The sequence below is a fragment of the Reichenbachiella versicolor genome, from assembly GCF_003171675.1.
Taxonomy (GTDB): domain Bacteria; phylum Bacteroidota; class Bacteroidia; order Cytophagales; family Cyclobacteriaceae; genus Reichenbachiella; species Reichenbachiella versicolor.
The window spans coordinates 22266-46360 of sequence record NZ_QFZQ01000001.1; the positions used below are offsets into that span (position 1 = coordinate 22266).

The 24095-nt window shown below is 34.6% G+C and carries 23 protein-coding genes; 10 read left to right on the plus strand and 13 right to left on the minus strand.

Going from position 1 to position 24095, the window contains the following annotated elements; translation table 11 throughout:
- Window positions 1-69 precede the first annotated feature (69 nt).
- Entirely contained in the window at window positions 70-297 is a 228-nt protein-coding gene (locus DKG80_RS00130; RefSeq protein ID WP_109829256.1) for a hypothetical protein, read from the minus strand.
- A 180-nt stretch (window positions 298-477) separates the two neighbouring features.
- Window positions 478-5013 (minus strand): translocation/assembly module TamB domain-containing protein, encoded by a 4536-nt coding sequence (locus DKG80_RS00135; RefSeq protein ID WP_109829257.1) that lies wholly within the window; start codon window positions 5011-5013, stop codon window positions 478-480.
- A 202-nt stretch (window positions 5014-5215) separates the two neighbouring features.
- Here DKG80_RS00135 and tsaD point away from each other — a divergent pair, with 202 nt between their 5' ends.
- The 4 genes from tsaD to DKG80_RS00155 all read left to right on the plus strand — a co-directional run bounded on the left by tsaD (window position 5216) and on the right by DKG80_RS00155 (window position 8063).
- Window positions 5216-6223, plus strand: coding sequence for a tRNA (adenosine(37)-N6)-threonylcarbamoyltransferase complex transferase subunit TsaD (gene tsaD / locus DKG80_RS00140; RefSeq protein ID WP_109829258.1), 1008 nt, complete (start codon window positions 5216-5218; stop codon window positions 6221-6223).
- 1 nt (window position 6224) lies between these two features.
- Complete coding sequence (gene smpB, locus DKG80_RS00145) at window positions 6225-6689, plus strand: SsrA-binding protein SmpB (protein ID WP_109829259.1); 465 nt, start codon at window positions 6225-6227, stop codon at window positions 6687-6689.
- A gap of 47 nt (window positions 6690-6736) precedes the next feature.
- Entirely contained in the window at window positions 6737-7438 is a 702-nt protein-coding gene (locus tag DKG80_RS00150; RefSeq protein ID WP_162555591.1) for a C40 family peptidase, read from the plus strand.
- A gap of 112 nt (window positions 7439-7550) precedes the next feature.
- Entirely contained in the window at window positions 7551-8063 is a 513-nt protein-coding gene (locus DKG80_RS00155; protein WP_109829261.1) for an HNH endonuclease, read from the plus strand.
- A 102-nt stretch (window positions 8064-8165) separates the two neighbouring features.
- On the opposite strand, the gene DKG80_RS00160 is transcribed toward DKG80_RS00155, so the two are convergent.
- The 3 genes from DKG80_RS00160 to DKG80_RS00170 all read right to left on the minus strand — a co-directional run bounded on the left by DKG80_RS00160 (window position 8166) and on the right by DKG80_RS00170 (window position 10888).
- Window positions 8166-8465, minus strand: a complete 300-nt coding sequence (locus tag DKG80_RS00160; RefSeq protein ID WP_109829262.1) for an SCP2 sterol-binding domain-containing protein — start codon at window positions 8463-8465, stop codon at window positions 8166-8168.
- A gap of 2 nt (window positions 8466-8467) precedes the next feature.
- Window positions 8468-9553 (minus strand): glutaminyl-peptide cyclotransferase, encoded by a 1086-nt coding sequence (locus DKG80_RS00165; protein ID WP_109829263.1) that lies wholly within the window; start codon window positions 9551-9553, stop codon window positions 8468-8470.
- A gap of 81 nt (window positions 9554-9634) precedes the next feature.
- Window positions 9635-10888, minus strand: a complete 1254-nt coding sequence (locus tag DKG80_RS00170; RefSeq protein WP_109829264.1) for a cation:proton antiporter — start codon at window positions 10886-10888, stop codon at window positions 9635-9637.
- 437 nt (window positions 10889-11325) lie between these two features.
- On the opposite strand from DKG80_RS00170, the gene DKG80_RS00175 reads away from it, so the two are divergent.
- Entirely contained in the window at window positions 11326-11748 is a 423-nt protein-coding gene (locus tag DKG80_RS00175) for a hypothetical protein (protein ID WP_109829265.1), read from the plus strand.
- 51 nt (window positions 11749-11799) lie between these two features.
- Here DKG80_RS00175 and DKG80_RS00180 read toward each other — a convergent pair whose 3' ends face one another.
- Genes DKG80_RS00180 through DKG80_RS00190 form a run of 3 tightly spaced genes read right to left on the minus strand, consistent with a single transcriptional unit; the run spans window position 11800 to window position 13355 of the window.
- Window positions 11800-12207 carry a c-type cytochrome gene (locus DKG80_RS00180; RefSeq protein ID WP_109829266.1) on the minus strand — a complete coding sequence of 136 codons (408 nt, stop codon included), beginning with the start codon at window positions 12205-12207 and terminating at the stop codon, window positions 11800-11802.
- On the minus strand, window positions 12185-12832 hold the full coding sequence (locus DKG80_RS00185; RefSeq protein ID WP_109829267.1) for an SCO family protein: 648 nt from the start codon (window positions 12830-12832) through the stop codon (window positions 12185-12187). The genes DKG80_RS00180 and DKG80_RS00185 overlap by 23 nt, the downstream gene beginning before the upstream one ends.
- Window positions 12822-13355, minus strand: a complete 534-nt coding sequence (locus tag DKG80_RS00190; protein ID WP_109829268.1) for a CopD family protein — start codon at window positions 13353-13355, stop codon at window positions 12822-12824. Before DKG80_RS00190 ends, DKG80_RS00185 begins: the two co-directional genes overlap by 11 nt.
- A gap of 126 nt (window positions 13356-13481) precedes the next feature.
- On the opposite strand from DKG80_RS00190, the gene DKG80_RS00195 reads away from it, so the two are divergent.
- On the plus strand, window positions 13482-14174 hold the full coding sequence (locus DKG80_RS00195) for a Crp/Fnr family transcriptional regulator (RefSeq protein WP_109829269.1): 693 nt from the start codon (window positions 13482-13484) through the stop codon (window positions 14172-14174).
- 3 nt (window positions 14175-14177) lie between these two features.
- Here the strand turns inward: DKG80_RS00195 and topA are convergent, their stop codons facing one another.
- Window positions 14178-16499: a type I DNA topoisomerase gene (gene topA, locus DKG80_RS00200; protein ID WP_109829270.1), complete on the minus strand. Its 2322-nt coding sequence runs from the start codon at window positions 16497-16499 to the stop codon at window positions 14178-14180.
- 116 nt (window positions 16500-16615) lie between these two features.
- Between topA and DKG80_RS00205 the strand changes: the two genes are divergently transcribed.
- Together DKG80_RS00205 and DKG80_RS00210 are read left to right on the plus strand one after the other, a co-directional pair.
- Window positions 16616-17107 carry a SixA phosphatase family protein gene (locus tag DKG80_RS00205; RefSeq protein ID WP_109829271.1) on the plus strand — a complete coding sequence of 164 codons (492 nt, stop codon included), beginning with the start codon at window positions 16616-16618 and terminating at the stop codon, window positions 17105-17107.
- Between the two features lie 5 nt (window positions 17108-17112).
- Window positions 17113-18141, plus strand: a complete 1029-nt coding sequence (locus DKG80_RS00210; RefSeq protein WP_109830169.1) for an agmatinase family protein — start codon at window positions 17113-17115, stop codon at window positions 18139-18141.
- A gap of 104 nt (window positions 18142-18245) precedes the next feature.
- Here the strand turns inward: DKG80_RS00210 and ettA are convergent, their stop codons facing one another.
- The gene (gene ettA / locus DKG80_RS00215; RefSeq protein ID WP_109829272.1) at window positions 18246-19925 is read right to left on the minus strand and encodes an energy-dependent translational throttle protein EttA; all 1680 of its coding nucleotides are present in this window, start codon (window positions 19923-19925) and stop codon (window positions 18246-18248) included.
- A gap of 105 nt (window positions 19926-20030) precedes the next feature.
- Here ettA and DKG80_RS00220 point away from each other — a divergent pair, with 105 nt between their 5' ends.
- Entirely contained in the window at window positions 20031-21299 is a 1269-nt protein-coding gene (locus DKG80_RS00220) for a DUF349 domain-containing protein (protein ID WP_109829273.1), read from the plus strand.
- A gap of 165 nt (window positions 21300-21464) precedes the next feature.
- The gene (locus DKG80_RS00225) at window positions 21465-21686 is read left to right on the plus strand and encodes a DUF2795 domain-containing protein (protein WP_109829274.1); all 222 of its coding nucleotides are present in this window, start codon (window positions 21465-21467) and stop codon (window positions 21684-21686) included.
- Window positions 21687-21743: 57 nt separating this feature from the next.
- Here DKG80_RS00225 and DKG80_RS00230 read toward each other — a convergent pair whose 3' ends face one another.
- The 3 genes from DKG80_RS00230 to DKG80_RS00240 form a co-directional block, all read right to left on the minus strand.
- On the minus strand, window positions 21744-22415 hold the full coding sequence (locus DKG80_RS00230; RefSeq protein ID WP_109829275.1) for a 2-C-methyl-D-erythritol 4-phosphate cytidylyltransferase: 672 nt from the start codon (window positions 22413-22415) through the stop codon (window positions 21744-21746).
- A gap of 86 nt (window positions 22416-22501) precedes the next feature.
- Window positions 22502-23548: a tRNA preQ1(34) S-adenosylmethionine ribosyltransferase-isomerase QueA gene (queA, locus tag DKG80_RS00235; RefSeq protein ID WP_109829276.1), complete on the minus strand. Its 1047-nt coding sequence runs from the start codon at window positions 23546-23548 to the stop codon at window positions 22502-22504.
- Between the two features lie 231 nt (window positions 23549-23779).
- Complete coding sequence (locus tag DKG80_RS00240) at window positions 23780-24034, minus strand: hypothetical protein (RefSeq protein ID WP_109829277.1); 255 nt, start codon at window positions 24032-24034, stop codon at window positions 23780-23782.
- Between the last annotated feature and the right edge of the window lie 61 nt (window positions 24035-24095).

Consider the following 24095-nt stretch of genomic DNA (forward strand, 5'->3'; position numbering starts at 1 on the left):
AGCTTCTTCTGCTTGGTTTTTGGATTCTACTTTAAGAAAATCATTAGCAATAGTGAATTTTCCAAATATTCATCTATGATTTTCCTCCAATAGATCTTTGAATCGAATTTTGTCATCAGCGATACATACTTTTGAAAAAATGGTGATGATTTTACTATCTTCATCTAATTCAGCAACTAAGGCTTGCTGTCTATCCATGTCAAGAGGGACTACTATTACAGATCTTAAATTATCGTACTCTGAAAAGTTTCCATTAATCTCTTCAGCATAAGGTTTTATAAATTGATTCAATTGCATGAAAAGTAGTCTACAGGGTGGATTTAATTACTTTGTTTAAAAGTAACAAAATTGACAAAAGGATGAAAATCGAGTATTTTTAGTTGTTACTCAAAAAGTCTAAAATATTTGTTGATGGTACTAGAAACGGTAGGTCTGGAGTTTGAACCAAAAGAACTATCAAATCAGTTTTTCTTTTACTTAAATGTTTTGATTCTTTAATTCTTCTTTACGTTTATCATGTAGGATGTGTTTTAGCTCATCAAAACTCCTAACAAATTGTAAACTAAATCCAGTTTCGTAGTTAGTATCATTAGGTTGTGTTTCAATTGCATTTAGATCATTTCTACTGTAAACCTTTGCTCTAAACCTTCCATCTGAGGTGAGCATGTATTCTACTGTCCAATCTCCTATGTAACTATTATTATTGCTTTGAGTGTCTTGGTTTTTATCTGTATTGATACTCCCGTCTCTAGTGACCCTTAATCTTCCATCGAAGAACGTATACGATAGCCTTAGTTGAAAAGTGTTAAAAGCATCTTCGCTTAAGCTAGCTAGATCTACATCTACTTCTAGATTTTCATCAACCTGACTCACCCAATAACTCAATTGATTTGAGATAAATTCACTAAAGCTACTTCCAATAGTTGTCGAGCTAACATCAAAGGTGTTTTCTGGGGAGAATTTTCTTAGAATAATAAGACTAAAAACTTGTCGATTCATCTCTTGTTCATTATTTCGTATTTTGGTTTTAAAGGAATTAATATATGTATCAAGAGGGTATGCGGGGTCAGAAACTATGCTAATAGTTCTTGGATAATCTTCAATTTCAATGTCAAATTGAATTTTTGGCTCCAATAAATCGCCTGTTAAAAAGAGGTCTACATAGGATGGATATTTTCTTCGTGATTCTGGTGATGCTACATCCTCTTCTGATAAGTTTAACAAAGGAGCTACGGATGCTAACTGTCGGTATCTTGCATTGATATTTATTTGAGCACCATATGGGTCACCGTACCAGGCAATGGAACCTCCTTTGTTGATTATGAATTCTTTGTTGATAATGTTGTATAATGTGAAATTATACCCTCCTTCTTCTATCTGATAATCACCAAACATATTAAACTCTCCTTGAGTATCTACTACTAGGTTCATATTGCCATTACCTCTACCTCTAATAATATCGCCAGACTTGGCATCAAAAATGAGTTCTAAATAAGCATCCGGAGTGACTTCTATATTGAAGTCGAAAACTATGCCTTTAATTTTAACACGCTCTCTTGTCGACGTAGTTTGAATGCTGTCTTGCTTTAGATCTTGTTCTATAGTTCCAAATTCTATGTATTCTTTTTGTTCGCCACCTGTTGAGGAGTTCCAATCCAAAGGGATAGATAGTCGAGTACCCTTTGTGGTTTTCGCTTCAGCCTTGATATTAAGATTTTCCAAAGCACCGGTAAACTGAACGTTTCCGGACCCATAGGCAAACCCATAGTATAAATCATTGTCTACTGATGTTGTATTGAGCAAATTGAAATTGGTGAACTCTCCAAATAAGTCTAATTCATATTTCTTGAATCCTTCATGATAGATATTTCCAGAAAGAAAAGCTTGATTTTGTTCTCTATCCTTAATGGAAAATCCATCCATATAAATAGATGTTTTGGTAAAGTTTAACGATCCTTCAAATCCATAATTAGTATTTAGATAGTCAACTTTACATTTGCCATTTGAAACTTTTCCTTGGCCTTCAATAATTGGTTTTGCTAAAGTCCCGCTGAGTGAAAAGTCTCCTTTGACTGTACCTCCAAGATTAGAAAATTGATTGATAAATGGCTCTAGGGTTTTAATATGCATATCATGAAATTTGGCTTTAAACTCAAGATTTCCAAACTCCTGCATGGACGGGTAGTAATGTCCAAGTATATCCATTTTTTCATCATCATCGCGAACTAAGTAAGATTTGATATTGAGTCTTTTCTCATTTGGTTCCCATTTAGAAGAACTAAATAGGTTTCCTACTAGGAAGTCATCCACTTTTATATCCGTGGTGATGAATTTACCATTGACAAGGTGATGTTCTTCTTCTTGGTTGATTATAAAATCACCATCAAGAATACCTTCGATCTTTGTTTGAGTAATAGTGTTTAATAGCGAAAGGTCAAGGTTTGTAACCTTGACATTCAGAGTGTTGTAGATGGAATAAATGCCATTAATTTTAAATTTTTGATCATTAGAACTTACACCAAAGTTTTTGAATAAAATTTGATCATTTATTATGTTGATTTCATGATTTTTAGTCCAATTCCACTTTTCTCCAAGTATCCTTATGTTAGAGGGAATAAATTTGATAACAGTAGTATCTGTTTTGAAAAAAGCTCTAGCAATTATTTCAGCACCGTTTTCTTGCCCTTGTTGATTTATAGTGCCGTAATATTCAATCTCATCATTAAACCATAACAGTTCATGTTTTAGGTTCTTACTGTTTATCTTTTCATATGTTTGATTAAAGCTTGAAGTATATATGGATGCTATTATGTCTGAGTTATAAAAACTTTTAGTTAATTGAATATCAAGTTCATTTTCAATGAATTGACTTTTACCTAAAGACGAGGAGTCAAATTCTGTGAATAGACTTAGGTTTACAGTTGAATCTTGACTGAATTGTCCACTTATATTAATGTTTTTAGAAAAACTAATCTTAGGAAAGAAGGGTTGGATATATTCATTAAGATTAGATGCAGATATCAATAAGTTGGCATCTATATTATCCACTTTAATTAAGCTTTTATTTAAATAATAATCTTTTTTTTCAGCTCCATTATTTTTGAGGTGAGTAGATATGTCTTGGTGTAAGTGATTGATAGCCTTTATTAATTTGTTATTTGTATAATGTCCTTTAAGACTAGCACTTAAATTGTTGGTTTTTAATTCAATTATTCTCATTTCCTTAGATAAGGATGAAATCAATTTTAAGGAGTCAACTTTTAAAATTTGGTTTTGGTGACCTATGTAAAAGTTTTTTAAGTTTAAATATCCTCTGAGATCTTCAAAGTGAGATCCGGACAATTTAGCGTTGATTTGAGATGAAAAACTAAAAGGTACACTGGACAGGTTTAATGGTTCGATATTAATTGTGTCGATCTTAATAGCAAGATCAATCTTTTTAATTTCTTCTTTAAGATTGATGTCCATAAGCCCTGCAAGCTGAAGGTTAGTATCATTGATAGCAATTTCTCCAGCGAATATTCCAGCTTCAAAATGTGCCTTAGTTCTAATGTTCTTATATGGGTATCCTTTAATGTGAGCAGATTTTGCTAAGGCATCTAGATCAAATATTGCAGTTTCAACCTCAAGACCATTTCCTTTAATTGTTCCGTCTAAAGTGATTTTTTCAATACCATTTGATTCTTGAGTGAGAAACTTGCTGAGTTCAAAATTGTCAAGGCTAATTCTTCCTCTGTAGAATGCTTTTGTCTCTTCTCTAATATTTATACTTACACCTATGTCGGCTGTTCCAATTTCAGAATTTATTTTCGTTTTTGTAACAAAATCATTTAGATACCCAGTAAAACTGCCTGAAAAATAGGTTTTTCCTAAAGGAGTGATTCGTTCAATGAAATTATATGGAAGGTATTGACTGAAGTCAATATGAGAAAATGAGCTGTTCTGAAATTTAAGATCAAAAAAAGTTTCTTTGATACTAGGAAGTCCTACAACTATCCCAGAAGTTCTAAACTTGGATAGTCTTCCAATTTGGATTTCAGCAGATTTCAGCTCGAGATCATTAATAGTACCTATATATTTTCCAGATAGATTAATAGTTTGATTGGTTACGGGGTAGTTAGGTATGAACTTTTGGATATCTCTGGTATGAATGATAGTATTCTTAAGGTTGGCATGTAAGTATATACTGTCAAATAAATATTTAAATTGGCTTGGGGTGCTGTACAAGAATGTAATCGAATCACGTACAAGACTGCTGCCTATATTTAGAGAAAGTCGATTAAGGGAAAGTGATTGTTTGTTGAAAAGTAAATGACTTTGAAACGACTTGATATCAAAACAATAATCTGGATCGATGGCAGTTAATGAATCTATTTTTACATCGATTTTGTCATTCAAATATATAAGTTCACTAAGTTTTCCATTGAGTTGATTGTATGTGATGTGGTTGATGTCTTTGAAATCATATTCTCTTGGTCTTGTTACATCATTATAACTGAACACACCATTAGAAATAAATGTAGAGCTAATATTCAGGCTAGTCTTCTTTTGATTTTCATCTTTTTTAAATGCCAACTTTAGCTCATTTAAGAATCGGGTAAGGTTGATTTCAAGAGAATCGCTACTTTTTATAATATGTATTTGCGGTTTTTCAAGTGTCAGTCTTCTTCCTTTGATTTCTTGCGTGAATAAGAAATGAATTAAATTAACATCTAGAGATAGATCATCTACTTGTATTAAGGTACTATCATTGGATTTTTCAAATATCCTAATATCGTTTAATTCCATTTGGTCGTACCAAGTCAGATTTGCTTTGCCTACGGTGATTGCAAAACTTGTTTTAGAAGATATGAGTTCAGAAACTTTATTAACTAATTCAGTTTGAAACCTTGGGATTTGAAATGCCGATATAAAAGCAATAAAAAAAACTGCTAAGATAGCTAGAGTCCAAATGAAGATTTTAGGGGACTTACGTAGCAGTACTAATGATTCTACTTTTGCTTTTTTATTCATTCTATAAAGGCAAATTTACCTCTATTATTGGTTTCTCTAAGGCCAATTATCAGATCTTGATTTACGATAGAAATGGATTCAAGTTTTAATTTTTTAATTCATGCTTTAATGCACTAAAACTTACTAATTGAAATCGTTTAAAGTGCCTTAAACAAAAACTAGTGCGTAGTCTACAAAAAATATACCCACATTTGCCACAGATATGAAAAATGTCATTTTAGCAATAGAGTCCAGCTGCGATGAGACTTCCGCAGCAGTATGTATAGATGGAGTGATCAAGAGTAATGTTATTGCTTCTCAAGAAATACATAGTAAATATGGAGGAGTTGTACCGGAGTTGGCATCACGGGCCCATCAACAAAAAATAGCACCCGTAGTAATGGAAGCTCTTTCAATTGCTGGCATTACTAAACAAGAATTAAACGCTATTGCGTTTACTCAAGGACCAGGACTTTTGGGGGCATTACTAGTAGGAACTTCATTTGCTAAGTCAATGGCTATGGCACTAGATATTCCCTTACTAGGAGTAAATCATATGCAAGGACATATACTGGCTCACTTTATTGAAGAACCAAAACCTTCATTTCCATTTCTATGTTTGACGGTCAGTGGGGGGCATACTCAAATTGTAAGAGTCGATAATTATTTATCAATGAAGGTGATTGGTCAAACACAAGATGATGCAGTAGGAGAAGCCTTTGATAAGTGTGCTAAAATAATGGGGCTGCCGTATCCTGGTGGTCCTATGATAGACAAATTATCTAAACAAGGTGATTCAAGTAAGTTTGTTTTTTCAGAAACGGATATGCCTGATTTAGAATATTCATTTAGTGGCATTAAAACTTCATTTTTGTACTTTATTCAAAACAATTTACAAAAGAATAGTCAGTTTATTGAGGAGAATAAAGTAGACCTTGCAGCAAGTATCCAAGCACAGTTGATTAAGATGCTCTTGGAAAAACTTGAAAAAGCTGCTGATCAAGAAGGAATCAATGAAATTGTAATAGCTGGTGGGGTATCTGCAAATAGTGGTTTAAGAACAGAACTAGAAGTTCTAGGTAAGCGCAAGGGTTGGGAAACATATATTCCACGATTTGAGTACTGTACTGATAATGCTGCCATGATTGCTATTACTGGACATTATATGTTAGAGTTGGGAGAGTATAGTGATCTTGCTGTATCTCCAGAACCAAGAATGAAAATGCATTAATATGGCGTCAAAAGGAAGGTTTTCAAATAGTATCAATATCAAAAATAAGAAAGCGAGTTTTGAATTTTCGTTTATAGATAAGTATACAGCAGGTTTAGTACTTAAGGGTACGGAAATCAAATCCATTAAAGAAGGAAAGGCTAGTCTCCAAGAAGCATACTGTTATATTTCTAATGAAGAGGTGTTTATTAAAGGAATGCATATTTCAGTATATGAACAAGGAACAATCTATAATCATGATCCAGTAAGGGAAAGAAAGTTACTTCTCAATAGACAAGAAATTGCTAAACTGGATAAAAAAAGCCAAGAAAAGGGTTTGACTATTATTCCTATACGTTTGTTTATAAACGAGAGAGGTTTTGCTAAAATGGAAATCGCACTAGCAAAAGGGAAGAAAATCCACGATAAACGAGACAGTATCAAAGATAAAGATATCAAAAGGGAAATGGATCGAAATAGATTTTGACCATGAGTGAGTTGCTAAAAGGAATTTGTAGGCTCAGTGTAGTTAGCATGAAAACCAGAGCAGAAGGTACAGCTGATCAGGTTTCTCAATTATTGTATGGAGAGCACTACGAAGTTATAAGTAGTCAAAGAGAATGGTATAAGGTAAAACAAGCTTATGATGGTTCGGTAGGGTGGATTCTAATCTCCCAGCACAAAACTATTCCAGACGAGTTTTATAAACAGCTTTGCGAAAGCGATTTTCAAATTTGCGTTAACCTAAGTGGTAGCATTCAACTTGCTAAGAAGAAGATTAATGTCCTTTTGGGGAGTGTAGTGCCTGTTACTTCTAATGGGCTTTTTCAGGATGATCAAGTCACATTTGATGGAGCTTCTAAACTTTATTCTGAAAAGATGAATTTTGATCAGCTCTCTGAACTATTGGATATGTATCAAGGTAGCCCTTATCAAAAAGGAGGGAAGACAATATTTGGTATCGATGAGTCAGGGTTTATTCAACAAGTGTTTAGAATTGGAGGGTATTATGTACCTAGAACGCTCGATGAAATTAGATATGCTGGAAATAAAGTAAAGGGTTTAGAAGATTTAAAATGCGGTGATGTAGTTATTGCTGGAGAGAAAAGAAATCAATTAGGTTTCGTTTATTTAGGAGATGGACAATTCACGGGAGTAATAGAAGGGCAAGTTAGAAAAATATCCAATCCTGAGTTTGTAATAGAGAAAATAGACATTCGTCGGTTTATGGTGTAGTTCAATTTGTTGAAAGTGAATATGTTACTAGTTGTTTTTTGTAGTCATATTAAGTATTTCAATAGAAATTAATTAATTTCCTGATCGATTATAGAATTTACTTCAAGTCGATTTGGAATTAGTACAGAATAAGGTTTTAGTATTGAATCAAGATTACACTCCTCTGACAATCTGTACAGTCAGCCGTGCATTTTTACTTGTCTTTCTTTCTAAAGCGGATATGATAGAATCAGACAATACTGTTCAACTTCATTCCGTAAGTGAATCATTTCCTTTGCCTTTAGTAGTTCGGATCAAAAAATATATTCGTGTTCCTTACCAAGCAGTAGTTTTAACTAGACAAAATCTTTTCAAAAGAGATAATGGAGAATGCCAATACTGTGGTAGCAAAGAAGATCTAACTATGGATCATCTTATACCTAGAAGTAAAGGGGGACAAACAACATGGAAAAATTTAGTAACGGCATGTAAAACATGTAATTCCAAAAAGGGAGATTTGTCTCCTGAAGAAGCAGGATTAAGATTGGCTAGAAAACCATATAGACCTTCTTTTGTTACTTATCTTAAATCCACTTTGAGAATGAGAAAAGAATGGGATCCCTATTTAATGACAGCCGTAGCATAGTTATGCTATTTATTATTAACCACTCCAAGTTTTTAAATTTTATAATCGGGTCTTTTTTGAACAGTTCAGATGATAGATTGTTTAGTTATAGGAATATGATTTTTAGAATAGAGAAGAAAGTTTCATAGCTACACTCATATCACCATCAATTTTTATTTTTCCCGTCATATAAGCACCCATGGCATTTATTTCCCTAGTCATTAATTTAGTAAAGTTCTCTAGGCTTATTCTTATGACACAGTCTATATCGGTAGAGTCTTCATTGTTTACAATAGTTGAAACTTGAGTATCATCTAGAACTATTACTCCTTCAGGAAATTTAAATTTGATTTTTTTGCCTATTGCTCCATGTTTTTCAGAAGCCAAGATCAATACTTTTTTGGTGGTTTCCTCTAATGTCATAGTTATGGTTTTGCTCTTTCTATTAACTCAATTTCAAATAAGCTAGGCCAGTTTTTACCTGTAACATAGAGTTTCTTCAATTGTTTATCGTAGGCTATTCCATTTAGAACGTCAATGCTAATATCATTACGTTCCTTGGAAGTCAACAATCCTTCTAAGTTGATAACAGCTTCAACTTTACCTGTTTTTGGTGATATAATGTAGACTAGATCAGTCATCCATCGGTTGGCAAATATTTTTCCATTGATATACTCCAGTTCATTCAAGTCGTCTATTGGACCTTTATTATCATATACTTGAATAGCCCCAATATCGGTGAAGCTTTCTTTCTCTTTAAAATAAATATTGCTAGAACCATCACTTAGAATCAACGTGTCACCCATATTAGTCAATCCCCAACCTTCAGAGGGGTAAGAGAACTCTCCTATTTTTTCAAGTGTATTTCTATCGAATAAGAATCCTGTGTTTTTAGTCCAAGTTAGCATATAGATTTTATCATCAATTATAGTGCTCCCTTCTCCGAAAAATTGACTTTCTAAGTTTTTCTGAGCTAGAATTTCACCTGTTGAAACATCTATTTTTCTAATACTTGACATTCCATTTTGACCTGTACTTTCGAAAAGCTCTCCATTTCTTATAGTAAGACCTTGTGTGAAAGCTTTTTTGCTGTGAGGGTATTGTTTAACTATTCTATAAGTGTATGCTTTAGGTCTTTTATTAGACTTGACTATTATAGTTGACCTTTTTCTTTCTTGTGTGCCGTCTGATAAGAAGATGGTATAATCAATATTTTGTCTTCCCATTTTTATCCCTTCAGTACTAACAAGGCTACTAAACCCTTGCTGTACTATTTTTTTATTCTCAATTTCTATTTGAAATGAGTCAATACTAGTGCTTTCGTTTTTTAAAGAAAATTGGATATTAAGACTATCTCCATCTACAATTTTAAATCCGTTTTTGGGAGATATTACTTTTACTTTGCTTTTGATTCTAGCCGTTTCGGGCTTTTGTTTAGCTTTAGTTCCACAATTACACAGTGCGACACAGCATAGTACAGTGGATAATAATAGCAATTGAAGTTTTCTCATTATTTAATCTTAAGAGGCAATAATATAACGTCTCTCCATCAAAATAAAGAAAAATCTGTCAGGTGTTATTATTGAGAATAACTATCGCCTTGTTGGAAATGTAGATTTCATAAGCCTAGGAATCGTCAGGCCTTGATATAGCACTGAGCAGACCACTACAGTGTAAGTCATGGTTATGATAACATCCTTTCCTTCAAACTCGGGAAGTGATAGTGATAAGGCTATAGGAATACCGCCTCTTAGTCCTCCCCATGCTAATACTTGAAGTGTATTCTTTTCGAATGTTCGATAAGTACTCATTACAGCGATCGGGACACCTACACTAATATATCTAGCTGCAAGAACAATGATAAAAGCAAAAAGTCCTGCTGCAAAATAATCCATTCTCAATGGGATAATCAGCATCTCTAAACCGATTAGGACAAATAACATTGCATTGAGCGTTTCTTCAATCAAGTTCCAGAACTTGAAAACATAATCCCCCGCAGCACTTGTTACATGATCACTCTTACCTTCATTACCTATAACCAATCCCATTATGACTACGGCCTGCTTAGCAGATACATGGGTGAATTCAGCAATTTGAGTACCTGCCATTACAAGTGCAAGAGTCATTAATACTTCAACCTCAACTTCGTCGTTGTCTATGTATTTAAGTACTCGATATCCCAAATATCCTAAGAACAACCCAATCACTATACCTCCAGTGATATCAGTACCGAAAACCCAAAGAATGTCAACCGGACCTAAAAAATGATCCTCTCCAGCATGTGCCAGGTCTAATAAAGTAAGTGCTATTACAACCGCTATGCCATCGTTAAACAGAGATTCACCTGCTATTCTGGTTTCTAAGTTCTTCGATAGACTATATTTTCTAATTGTCGCTGTTACTGCTATAGGGTCAGTAGGGGATATTAATGCGCCGAAAACAAGGCAATACATAATATCCATTTCAATTCCTATAAAACTCAATAGGTACCAAACAGCAGATCCTATTACTATAGTTGATATTATTACCCCAAGTAGTGCAAGAATTAAAACAGGGGTACGTTCTTCAGCTAACTTTTTGAAATCTATTTGTAGTGCTCCTGCGAAAAGCATAAAGCTTAGTACCAATTGGTACAAAACCTCATGATAATCATAGTCCTGAAGAATTCTTCTTGCCCCAGTTTGAAATTCAGGAATAACTACTTGAAGTATTTGAAGCGTAAAAGATAGGCCCATGGCTAATATCATCAACCCTACTGAAGAAGGAAGCTTCAGGTAATAAGTGTTGATGTAGATAAATATACCCGCCAAACATATAAATAGGGCTAAAATATCTAAGATATTCATAAGTCGATAGTATAATCTCTAATTTAAATGGCGGTGATTGATGTTTCTATAAACTGCACAATGTTAATAATTTTGAAGCATAAAACAGCTATTAAGAATCAATAAGCTGTTAATTCCTTTTTAAAGTTTATCAAGATACTTTTAAAACGTGGTTTTCTATTCGTTTGAGTAACGTTGTAAATCTCGCTTGTATCGAATGTAGCTTAGAAAAATAATTGATATTGAAAATAGGACTAATACAGATAACATGGCTAATAAAGTTTTTGTGGGTATTGTTGATTCACTATTGAATCATTTTTGATGCGTAAAGATTTATAGGTTAACCTTTAATTTATAATCTATTCGATGAAGGTATTGAAAGAATAGATCAGTCGATGAGTTGTCTTTTTCTTTTGTTGAATGCTTTAAATTCGTAGTCGAATTAACAATGTTAAAAGATGAAGATTAATCAATTATTATTTTTAGGTGCGATATTACTTTTGTTTTCTTGCAGCAGTGAAAAGAAAAGTGAGCAGGTGCTGATGGATGAAGTTATTGCCATTCATGATGAAGTAATGCCTGAGATGGGTACTTTACATAAGTTGTCAGGTAAGTTGAGGCAAACAGCAGATTCTCTATTGGTTTTAGACTCTGCTACTAATACAGATGTTTCAAAACAGTTGCAAGACCTATCCCTCACTGTAGAATTGGCTAATGAGTCTATGATGAACTGGATGAGAGAGTTCGAACAGCCTAGTGAAGAAATGAGTCATGATGATGTTATGAAATATTTACAAGAGCAAAAGACTGCAATCAGTGCTGTTAAAGCCAATATGATTACTGCTAAGTCAGATGCAGAAAAAGCGCTTTCTAGATATTAAAAATTGAAAAGAGCATTCCCTAGTCCAAAATACAGAGGACTAGGGGGTAGTTTATCTACAATTTTTAAGCGCGTCTTCTACTTCACTAATAGTAGTAATTGACTCTTGTTTTCCCCAAGAGTTATTGAGGTATGTAATCAATTCTGCTAACTCCAAATCAGTAAAAGCAACAGAAGGCATATTGCCATTATACGTTTGTCCTTCAACCTCTATCTCTCCTTGTAATCCATTTTTAATTACACAAATGCTAAACGCTTTGTTTTTAATAGAAAAGTCGGAATTCACTGGAGGAATCACTGCTGCTAGGCCTGAACCATCAGCTTGGTGACAATGAATGCAGTTTGCTAAATATAGCTCTTCCCCCTTAGCAATATATTGTTTGAGTTTAACATCTTGACTACATGCTACAAATATTGGAGTAATGAACAATATTATGCTAATTGCGGCTTTTGATTTCATTTAATAATAAGTCTAGTTCAATTAATAAAATATTTACTTGATCAACATCCGTGCCGTCATATATGCCTCTAACTCTCTTTTGGTCATCAACTAGTATAAAAGCTCCACTATGAATGTATCCTCCTGGTGCACTAGAATCCTCTCCAGCTATCAGCATATAACTTTTTTCTCCAATACTATAAATTTCTTCTTGAGTACCATAAAGAAAATGCCAATTGCCACCTGTTACTCCTAATCTTTCCGAAAAGTCCTTCAGCAGTGGTATAGTGTCATGTTTAGGGTCAATAGTATGAGACAAAATAGCAAAATCCTTTTCATGTTTGTATTTATCAAAAACTCGGAGGAGCTGTTTTTTCATAGTAGGGCATATAGTAGGGCATGAAGTAAAGAAAAAATCAGCTATATATGCTTTTCCTTTCAGGAAATCATTATCGACAATCATGCTGTCTTGGTTCAAAAAAGAAAAATCAGCTATGGTATGGGGAATGGAGTCATATGTTTTTTTACCATCAATTGTTTTTTCAATGACCTCATATCTACCTAAGACAGGAAGAACCTCTTTCTTACGAATCGAGCTACAACTTAAACTAAATACTGCGATGATGATTAAAATGCTATTTTTCATTCCTTAGTCTTTTATAAATTTTAATTCCTAGCATTAATATTATACTTAGAATAATCAGTCCCATAACTCCGAATATCCAAGTGAAAGTGCTTTTTAAAACTACGATGAACACGATGGCGAATAAAAAAATTGTAGCTACTTCATTCCAAATTCTCAATTGGTTGGAAGTGTATTTGAAAACCCCTTTTTGCATTTGCTTGTGAATTTTGCTACAAATTAGATGATAAGAATATAGACCAATAAGAAACAAAGCTTTAACATGAAACCATGGCTGTTTCCAAAAGTTTGTTGCAACAGCCAACCAAACTCCAATAATTAGCGTAATGATTGCAGAAGGATGAGTGATGATCACAAGGAGTCGGTTTTGCATAATCATTAATTGCTTATACAATATAGACTTTTCTGGTTCTGGTTTTTCTTGGGCTTCTGTAGAGTAGATGAATAGTCTAACTATATAAAATAATCCCGCGAACCAAGTGGTCACGAAAATGATGTGCAGAGCTTTTAAATAAAAATATGTCATGATTCGAAGTGCCGCAAATATAAAAAAGAAGGTGACAGACTGTGATTGATTTTTGTTAGCTCTATTACGTAAATGAATATTATTTATAGGAAATATTGTTGTATTGGTAAATTATAAATCGGAGTTATGATAATTGAAAAGAAAAAGATTACTCGATTGCCTTTAACACCTCAGTTTGATAGCATTCCTAGAGAAGATGAAGTTGAGTTTGGAATGGCTTCAGTTCCTGCTAGGGTAGTGAAGTTATCAAAAGGAAGTTTTATTTTTCAGTCTGGAGACTTGTCAAATGAGATATTTTTGATCAGTTCTGGATGTGTTAAAGTTGCTAAACCAAGCGGTCATGGCAGTGAGGTAGTCAAAACTATTAGTGGAAGAGGATCAGTTTTTGGAGAAAAGGCACTGACTGGTGAGAAAAAGCGTGATTCTTATGCTCAAGCAGTAGTTAACGATACTGAAGTTTATGCTTATAAGGTTGAAGATGTATTGAATAATTCAAGAAATGATTCAGAGTTAAATGTCAATATCTTAGGCATTTTTGGAAAGAAAATATCAATGTTGGAGAGTAGACTTGAATCAATAATTTCTAAGGATTCAAGAACACGGATAGTTGATTTTCTAAGGGAAATGGCTGAGGAAAATGGTAAGAAAGTTGGTTTTGAAACATTAATCAAAAACAACTTCACTCACAAGGACATTGCTAGTTTGACAGGGACCTCCCGTCAAACAGTCACAACTACCTTGAATAGCTTGAAAGATCAAAACATTATTAATTTTGATCGTCGGCGAATCCTAATTAGAGATATGGATTTGTTGAAATAAAAATTATTTCTTTTTTCTAGTTTTCTTTTCTGGAGCTTTTTTCTCTAACTCAACCACATCATCATATGTTAACGCCTTTGGGTCTTCTATGTCCTTAGGGATTTTAACATTCTTTTTTCCAAATTTAATGTATGGGCCCCATCGTCCATTCAATATTTGAACATCAGGGTTTTCGTCAAAACTTTTGATATGTTTTTCTGCATCTGCTTTTCTTTTTGCTAGAATAAGTTCTACAGCTTCATCATGTGTTATTTCAAGTGGATCAACACCTTTTGGAATAGAAACAAATTTGCCATCATGACGAATGTATGGTCCAAATCTACCAATAGCTGCGGTCATTACTTTATCCTCAAATTGACCAACTTGCCTTGGAAGCTTAAATAACTCAAGTGCATCTTCTAGAGTGATACTTTCTATGAATTGCCCTTTTCTTAGACTTGCATATTGAGGTTTTTCTGCGTTTTCATCTTCACTAGCTTCACCCAACTGAACCATAGCGCCATACCTACCCAGTCTGGTTAATACTTTTTTTCCTGTCTTAGGGTCTGTTCCTAATTCTCTAGCTGTGTTTAATTCCTGACGATCTATTTGTTCGGTAGTCTCTACGGTTTTATGGAATCCTCCGTAGAATTGATCAATCATGTCATTCCAAACTTTTTGACCATGTGCTATTTCATCGAACTCTTGTTCAACTTTTGCTGTAAATGAGAAGTCTACAACATTTGGAAAGTGATCCACTAAGAAGTCATTCACTACCATAGCTATATTTGTAGGGAATAGTTTGTTTTTTTCTACACCAGTGTTTTCCTTTTTAGTTTGTGAAATTGCTTCACCACTTTTGATAGAAATTTCACGATATCCTCTTTCATATCCATCTCTTGACTCTTTATTTACATAGTCTCGCTTTTGGATAGTGCTTATGGTAGGAGCATATGTTGAAGGTCTCCCAATTCCCATTTCTTCAAGTTTCTTAACCAGACTAGCTTCCGTATATCTCGCTGGATGTCTAGTAAAGCCTTCTTTCGCTCTAAGGTTTTTCAAATTAAGGGTCTGTCCGATTTCTAGAGGTGGAAGCATTCCTTTTTGATCTTCATTTTCTTCTTCGTCATCTGAAGACTCTAGGTAAACTTTTAGAAAACCTTCAAACTTAACGATCTCACCAGTCGCGACTAAGCTTTCATCTCTTGTGGAAATATCAATTGACGCTACTGTTTTTTCTAGTTGTGCATCTGACATCTGAGAAGCAATAGCCCTTTTCCAGATTAAATCATATAGTCGCTTTTCAGCATCATCACTACCTGCATGGTGATCACTGAAGTTTGTAGGTCTTATGGCCTCATGAGCTTCTTGTGCTGATTCATTTTTTGTCTTGTAAATGCGACTCTTAGCAAAGCTTTCTCCATAACTGCTAAGTATCTCAGCATTTGCAGCAGACATTGCTTCCTTAGACAAGTTTAAAGAGTCAGTTCTCATGTATGATATTTTACCAGCTTCGTATAGCTTTTGAGCTACGCTCATTGTTCTGGCTACAGAGAAACCAAGTTTTCTACTAGCTTCTTGTTGTAGAGTTGAAGTGGTAAACGGAGGAGCCGGTGATTTTTTTCCTGGTTTTTTTTCTAAATTCTTAATTGAAAAATCAGCCTTTGTACAATCTGAAACAAATTGTAAAGCCTCTTTTTCTGTTTTGAATTTTTGAGAGAGTTCAGCTTGAAGTACTTTGTTTCCTTCCAACTCGAACTCTGCAGTTACTTTAAACGATGACGTAGATTTGAAAGTATCTATTTCTCTTTCACGATCTACAACTAATCTTACTGCTACTGATTGAACACGTCCAGCAGATAAACCAGTTTTTATTTTTTTCCATAGAATAGGAGATAATTCGAAACCAACTAGTCTATCAAGTACTCTCCGAGCTTGCTGAGCATTGACTAAGTCAACATCTATTCCCCTTGGATTTTCAATAGCTGCTGTTATCGCACTTTTAGTGATTTCTCTAAATACGATTCTTTTAGTCTGATTTTTCTTCAGTTTAAGGGCTTCCATTAAGTGCCAAGAGATAGCTTCTCCTTCACGGTCATCATCACTCGCGAGGTATATTGTCTCGGAATCCTTAACTAATTTTTTTAACTCTCGAATAACATCTTTTTTGTCCGCAGATATTTCGTATTTGGGTTCGAAGCCATTCTCTACGTCTATAGCTGCATTGCCTTTTTGTAAGTCACGTATGTGACCATAGCTCGACGTCACTTTATAGTCTTTTCCTAAATACCCCTCTATTGTTTTTGCTTTCGCTGGTGACTCAACTATGACTAAATTTTTCGACATTTATTTGATGCGGTTACAACTGAAAGCGCCAAATATGAGGAAAAAAAATTAATTTCAGCAACGGGCTAAAAATCAATTTCTCTCTATATTACCGCATCTGACATAAAACTTTTGATATGACCAGACAATTGTTTTTAATAAGGCATGCCGAAGCCGAAATGGGTAATTTTGAACTCAAGGATATTGATCGGACACTAACTCCTGACGGTGAGGTGGTAGCTAGTAAGGTAGGAAATAAGCTGAGCGAATTATTGGGAAGGCCAGACGCCGTATTATGTAGTTCAGCTATCAGAACTAGACAGACTGCTGTATTGATTGCTGAGCAGCTTAATTTTAATCCAGAAAGGATAATTTTTAAAGATGAGCTTTATGAAGCTTCTACCAGAATTCTTCTGCATGAAATTAATAAGTTAGAGGAATCATGGAAGAAAGTGGTAATTGTTGCTCATAATCCAGGTATTCCTTATTTAGCAGAATATATTTCTGGGGATATTCTTGTTGGAGTATCACCAGCAGGGGTTGTTGAATTGTCCTATGAAGGTGATTGGGCTGAAATCTCTGAGAAAACAATGGATTTAATACAATATCAAACACCTCCAATAGCTTAATGTCAATGTCAAATACTAAAGAATACAATTCAAGTGGACCTGGGAAGAAAGGAACCATATTTGGTCTTCCTTTTGATAGAGCTAATGCTAGTACAGTGCTTGTTCCTGTACCTTGGGACGTCACTACTTCATATCAATCAGGAACTGCTAATGGTCCCAAGGCAATTTTAGACGCTTCACCACAGATAGACCTTCAACTTTTTGGAAGAAAGGAGGCTCCTTGGAAAAACGGTATTTTCATGGATGTAATTCCAGAGAAAATTCTAAAGGCCTCTAAAGAGTTGAGAGAACTGGTAGAGCCATATATGAAAGCGTTGGAGGATGGTGCTGATGGTTCACATTATCAAGAGGTTATAGATAAGGTTAATATGTCTTCTCTATCACTCAATGCTATTGTCATGAAAGCGGCTAAAGAGTTAATTGACGCTGGTAAGATGGTAGGAATAGTTGGAGGAGATCATAGTGTTTCATATGGTTTTTTGGAGGCTCTAAGTACTAAGTATAATGAGTTTGGAGTGTTGCAAATTGATGCTCATATGGATTTGAGAAAAGCTTATGAAGGGTTTACACACTCTCATGCCTCTTCTATGTACAATGCAATCCAACTTCCTTCAGTTGTTAAACTAGTTCAAGTAGGTATTAGGGATTTTAGTGAAGAAGAATTGCATCTTGCTTCGATGTCAGAAAAGGTAGAAACCTTTTTTGATATGGAATTGATGGAGAATCGATTTACTGGAGGACATTGGCATACAATGGCAAAGGATATAATTAGTAGACTGCCGCATTTTGTTTACGTGAGTTTTGATATTGATGGATTGAACCCTCACTTGTGTACTGGTACAGGAACGCCAGTTCCAGGAGGCTTAGAGTATAACGAGGCCATTTATCTATTAAATATGATAGTGAAATCAGGGAGAAGAGTTATTGGTTTTGATCTGTGCGAAGTGGCTCCAAAAGAGGGAGATAAGGAATGGAATGCAAATGTAGGTGCTAGAGTACTTTACAACCTTTGCTCAGTTGCAATGGACCATTAAGCCATTTTAAAGGGAAGTATTACTATTGAAATTTCACAAATAAGAAAGTAACACCCGAAAATATTGACTCTTCAAGTCTGATAATTCGGGTGTGACTAACAAGCTTATTGAAGCTTTTTATATTTAATTCTTTTTGGTTCTAAATTGCCAAGACGTTTCAATTTTGCTTCTTCATATTCTGAAAAGTTTCCTTCAAAGAAATGGACCTGACTATCTCCTTCAAAAGCCAGAGTATGGGTGCAAATTCTGTCTAAAAACCATCGATCGTGAGATATAATCACAGCACAACCAGCAAAATTTTCTAATCCTTCTTCCAAAGCTCTAAGTGTATTGACATCCAGGTCATTTGTAGGCTCATCTAATAAAAGTAGATTGGCACCTTGCTTAAGAGTCATTGCTAAATGAACTCTATTTCTCATACCTCCAGATAGTTCTTTGATTTTCTTGTTTTGATCAGAGCCTCCGAAATTAAATTTACTTACATATGCTCTAGAATTCATTTGCTTGCCTCCAAGCTCTATTAGTTCATTACCACCGGTGATAGTTTCCCAAACAGTTTTCTCAGGGTCTAAGTTATCGTGTTCTTGATCTACGTAAGCGATATCAACTGTTGAACCGACTTCAAAAGTACCAGTGTCAGGTTCTTCTCTTCCAGTAATAAGGTTAAATAAAGTTGTTTTACCAGCTCCATTAGGACCGACAATACCGACTATCCCTCCTTGTGGAAGACTGAAACTTAGGTTTTCATACAAAAGCTTGTCTCCAAATGCTTTAGAAACTCCTTCAGCATCAATTACTTTGTTTCCAAGTCTTTCTCCTGCAGGAATATATAGTTCAAGTTGTTGTTCTCTTTCAAGTGCATCTTGTCCAGCTAGTTTGTCATATGCACTCAAACGTGCTTTTGATTTAGCATGTCTTCCTTTTGGAGACATACGAACCCATTCAAGTTCTCTTTGAAGTGTTTTTTGTCTCTTAGATTCCGTTTTTTCTTCTTGTTCAAGACGTTTTTGCTTTTGATCTAACCAAGAAGAATAATTTCCTTTCCAAGGAATGCCTTCACCTCGATCTAGTTCAAGTATCCATCCAGCCACGTTATCTAGGAAGTATCTATCGTGAGTTACTGCAATTACAGTTCCTTTGTATTGGTTTAGATGTTGTTCCAGCCAATGTACAGATTCTGCATCTAAGTGGTTCGTAGGTTCGTCTAATAATAAAACATCAGGTTCTTGAAGTAAAAGTCGGCAAAGAGCTACTCGTCTTTTTTCACCACCTGAAAGATTTTCAATTTTAGAATCTCCTGGAGGAGTTCTAAGAGCATCCATAGCTCTCTCGAGTCTGCTATCCAGTTCCCAAGCATTGTTGGCGTCTAGTTTTTCTTGAACAACAGCCTGCTCTTCGATCAGTTTATTCATCTTGTCAGGATCTTCTAGAACTTCAGGATTAGCAAATTTTGCGTTGATTTCTTCGAATTGATTAAGTGCATCTACTATTTCTTGTACACCTTCTTCGACTATCTCTTTTACTGTCTTGTTTGGGTCCAGTTTAGGTTCTTGTTCTAGAAGTCCGATGGAATAACCATCAGAAAAAACGACTTCTCCTTGATATTCTTTATCTACTCCAGCTATAATTCTAAGTAGAGATGACTTACCAGAACCATTGAGGCCTAAGACACCGATTTTAGCACCGTAGAAAAACGAGAGGTAAATATTTTTAAGTACTTGTTTTTGAGGAGGGTATATTTTACTTACACCTGCCATCGAAAATATGATTTTTTCGTCGCTCATTCTTTACTAGATTTTTTGACAAATATGCTGAAAAAATTCTGTCTTAGGTTTGAATTTATATTTTTGCGAAAAATCTCATATACAAGAATTTAAAACAATAAAGAGGTGGGGATTCCATACGGATATATTGAGGATAAAGTGCTATACAGAGCAGCATTTGGTGATATAGAGGCGCTGAAACTCATGGAAGTGGCCGAAGATGAGGTAGGAAAGCATGTAGCTCATTTTGAGGCTAATTTTAAAAAGCTTAGTGATAAGCTAGAGGATGTGATTAATAAAATTAACTCTAGTAACAATAAAGGGTCTTTTTATTCATCGTTGATGAATATTAAAGATTCTATTCGGAGTCACAAAGGTATCGGTGACTATCAAACTATGTTGGATAAAATAGGGCAGTACGAGTCCATGCTAACAGATTTTATTCAGAAAAATAGAGAGAAGAATACGGATATAAAGCAGGCTCTTTTATTAGAAATGGATGAAGTTTTGAAGAATAACGACATTCAGGAAGCTTTTGATCAAATTAAGGATTTGAAACAAAGGTGGGTCAAAACAGGAAGTCCAGTTTTGACTCTAGCAGAAGAGCTAGAGTTGAAATATAAGACTAAGATGGATGCTTTTTTCGATAAGAGAAAGTCTTTTATGGAAGCAAAGCAAATGCTTAATACTGCAAGAGAAGAAGATTATCAAAGTATAATAGATAAGATTCAAGAATTTATTGACCAGAAATCTTTTGGAAAAACTCAACAACAAGTCAAGGAGTTACAAAAGAAGTGGAAAGAAGCAGGTCGAATACCTGAGGAACAATTCAAAAAGCTCAATGATACTTATTGGAGTGTGACTAAAGAGTATTTCGAAAAAGTAAAACAATTTAGGTCTGAAGAAAAGAAGAGTAGAGTAAAGTCAGAGAAACAGTCAATAGAAGGTAGAAAGGATATTATTTCAACACTGGAGGAATTACTAGATAAAAGTTCATTAGTCAATGTGAAAAAGGAACTAGATGAGATAGCAGTTCAGTGGAAAAAAGCCGGACACATGTCTAAAGGAGCTTATAAGGAATTACAGGATAATTATTATAAGACTCTCAAAACGATTCAAGAGAAACAATTTATTCTGAATTTGACACAAAGAAAGAATAAAGGATTTGAGTCTCTGAAAGAGGAGGATAAGATTGGTTTATTGACAAAAACTATTAGAAATGTTCTTCGTAGAGATGAAGATGAATTAGCCTCATTTACCGACAATATGGATAAAATGACTATTAATAAAGGATCTTTTGTAGATATGTTGGAAGGTAAGTTGGAAGGGTTAAAAGAAAAGGTGGCTCTGAAGAGGGAGCTACTGAAAGAGTATAAGTCTAAGATCAATAAGTAAAGCGACGAATGAACAAAATACTTGTGTCTTTTGTTCCTAGATTGTATATTCAGAGAGAAAAGACTGTAAAACTAGTTTTTATAGTTTGATAATTGAGTTTGATATGTGTGCAAAAAAAATATATTTGCACGCATAAATTTTAAACCACTAAAACGGGGATTTGATATGTATTGGACATTGGAATTAGCATCATATTTGGAGGATGCACCCTGGCCTGCTTCAAAGGATGAGTTGATTGATTATTCTATTCGATCTGGTGCGCCATTAGAAGTTGTAGAAAACCTACAGGAGTTGGAGGACGACGGAAATCCGTTCGAAAACATTGAGGAGATTTGGCCAGATTATCCTACTAAGGAAGACTTCTTCTTTAACGAAGATGAATACTAACTTAACTTGTTAGAAAAAATGAGAACCCTGATGTCGTATTTACGAGGTCAGGGATTTTTATTGCCTTGAATTTAAAATAGCTTCAGCTATTAATAAATCCTCAGGTGAAGTGATTTTTATATTTTCATAGCTTCCTTCCGATAGGTTTATTGAGTGTCCTACATACTCTAGAACGCTGGCATCATCCGTAAAAAGAGAAGAGTTTTGAGTCTGCTCAAAAGCCGTCTTTATTAGTTCAACCTTGAAAGTTTGTGGAGTTTGAATGATTTTGTATTTAGATCGATCTACACTTTTGCTACTATTTTCATCCATTTTACGAATAGAATCTTTCATGTCTAAGGATGTAATTGCATTTCCTTTTTGATTAGCGATGATAAAAGCTTCTGAAATGATTTTTTGAGAAACTAATGGTCTAGCGCCATCGTGTATTGCTACAATTCCTTCATTAACTGTATTTAGGCCGTTTTTAACAGATTCGTATCGAGAGTCACCTCCTTCAACCATAAGATGTTTGATCTCGAAATCATATTCTTGAATTTGATCATTCCAAAATTCAAATTGGTCTTTTGGGAGTACCACTGTGATTTGGATTGCACTATCATACATATAAAAAGCCTCAATGGTGTGCATGAGTATTGGGCGTCCTGAGATTAATAGAAATTGCTTAGGTATTTCTGAATTCATTCTGCTTCCCTTACCACCAGCTACGATTACTGCACTTTTTTTCATAATGTATGTAATTCAAGATTTATTTAAAATAAAAAAAACTCCAAAGCTATCTCTGGAGTTTTTATTTTTTTTCTATTAAATATCTCTTAGATGATTAGCATAGCATCACCATAGCTGAAAAATCTATATTTTTCTTTTATAGCTACTTGATATGCGTCCATAATCAAATCATATCCGCCAAAAGCACTAGCATTCATTAACAGTGTAGATTCAGGTAAATGGAAATTAGTAACTAGTGCATTAGCTATTTTAGGCTCGAAAGGAGGGAAAATAAATTTGTCAGTCCACCCTTCATTTCCTTTTAACCTATCCATCGCCGAAACTGACGATTCCAGTGTTCTAAGAACAGTTGTCCCAATAGCACAAACCTTCTTCTTCTCATCTAAAGCTTTATTAACAGCTTCAGCTGTGTCTACAGGGACTACATAATTTTCGGAATCCATCTTGTGCTTCGTCAAATCCTCTACATCTACTGGTCTAAATGTACCCAAGCCCAAGTGAAGCGTAATAGGGTGGACGTCGATACCGTGTAATTCCATTCTTTTTAATACTTGCTTGGTAAAGTGAATACCAGCTGTAGGTGCTGCTACAGCTCCTACTTTGTCAGCATAAATAGTTTGGAATCTTTCTCTGTCTTCTTCTTCAGCCTTTCTAGCTATTTCTTTTGGAAGAGGAGTTTCTCCTAGTTCATCTATAGCCTTATAAAACTCTTCATTAGTTCCATCGAACAAAAATCTAATGGTTCTACCTCTTGAAGTTGTATTGTCGATTACTTCGGCTACTAGTTCCCCTTCACCAAAGTATAGCTTATTACCTACTCTGATTTTTCTTGCAGGATCTACAAGTACATCCCATAAGTTAAGATCTTTATTTAATTCCCTAAGTAAGAATACTTCGATCTTAGCACCAGTTTTTTCTTTGTTGCCGTACAGTCTTGCAGGGAATACTTTTGTGTCATTGACGATGACTTGATCACCTTCGCCAAAATACTCAATAATATCCTTGAATATTTTATGTTCAATTTCACCTGTATCCTTGTGTACTACCATCAGACGAGACTCGTCTCTGTTTTCAGTAGGGTACATGGCTAACAGCCCTGGAGGGAGGTCAAACTTGAATTTAGATAACTTCATTCGCTAAAACTATATTGTTGAATATTGGCATAGGAAAAGCCTGCGTGAACCCAATCTGTAAGTAAGTATTGCAATTTTGAAAGTATATTCTTTTCCTACGTTCTAAAAATAAGACGGCAAAATTAAGCGATGAGTCGGTTAATTGTTGATTTTGAGAAGTTTATTTTTTGTTTAGAACAAAAAAAGGGTGTCATTGACACCCTTTTTATTCAAATTCTCTTGAATGCTTAATTATTGAGCAACTTCTTCAGTTACTTCTTCAACTACAGCTTCTGCTTCAGTAGCTACAGAGTCAACTACAGCAGCAGCACTATCTACTACTGCTTCTACTTCAGTAGTAACTACTTCTTCTGCCTCTTCAGCTTCTGCAACTACTTCTTCAGTAGTAGTCTCTTCAGAAGCTGTTTCAGCTTTCTTAGTAGATGATGAACAAGATACAACGAACATAGTCGCGATCACTGAAAGTGTCAAATAGACTTTTCTCATGATTTCAAGATTTAGTAAAATAATTAGTTAGTGCGATGAAATTATGAGGAATAAATTTAAT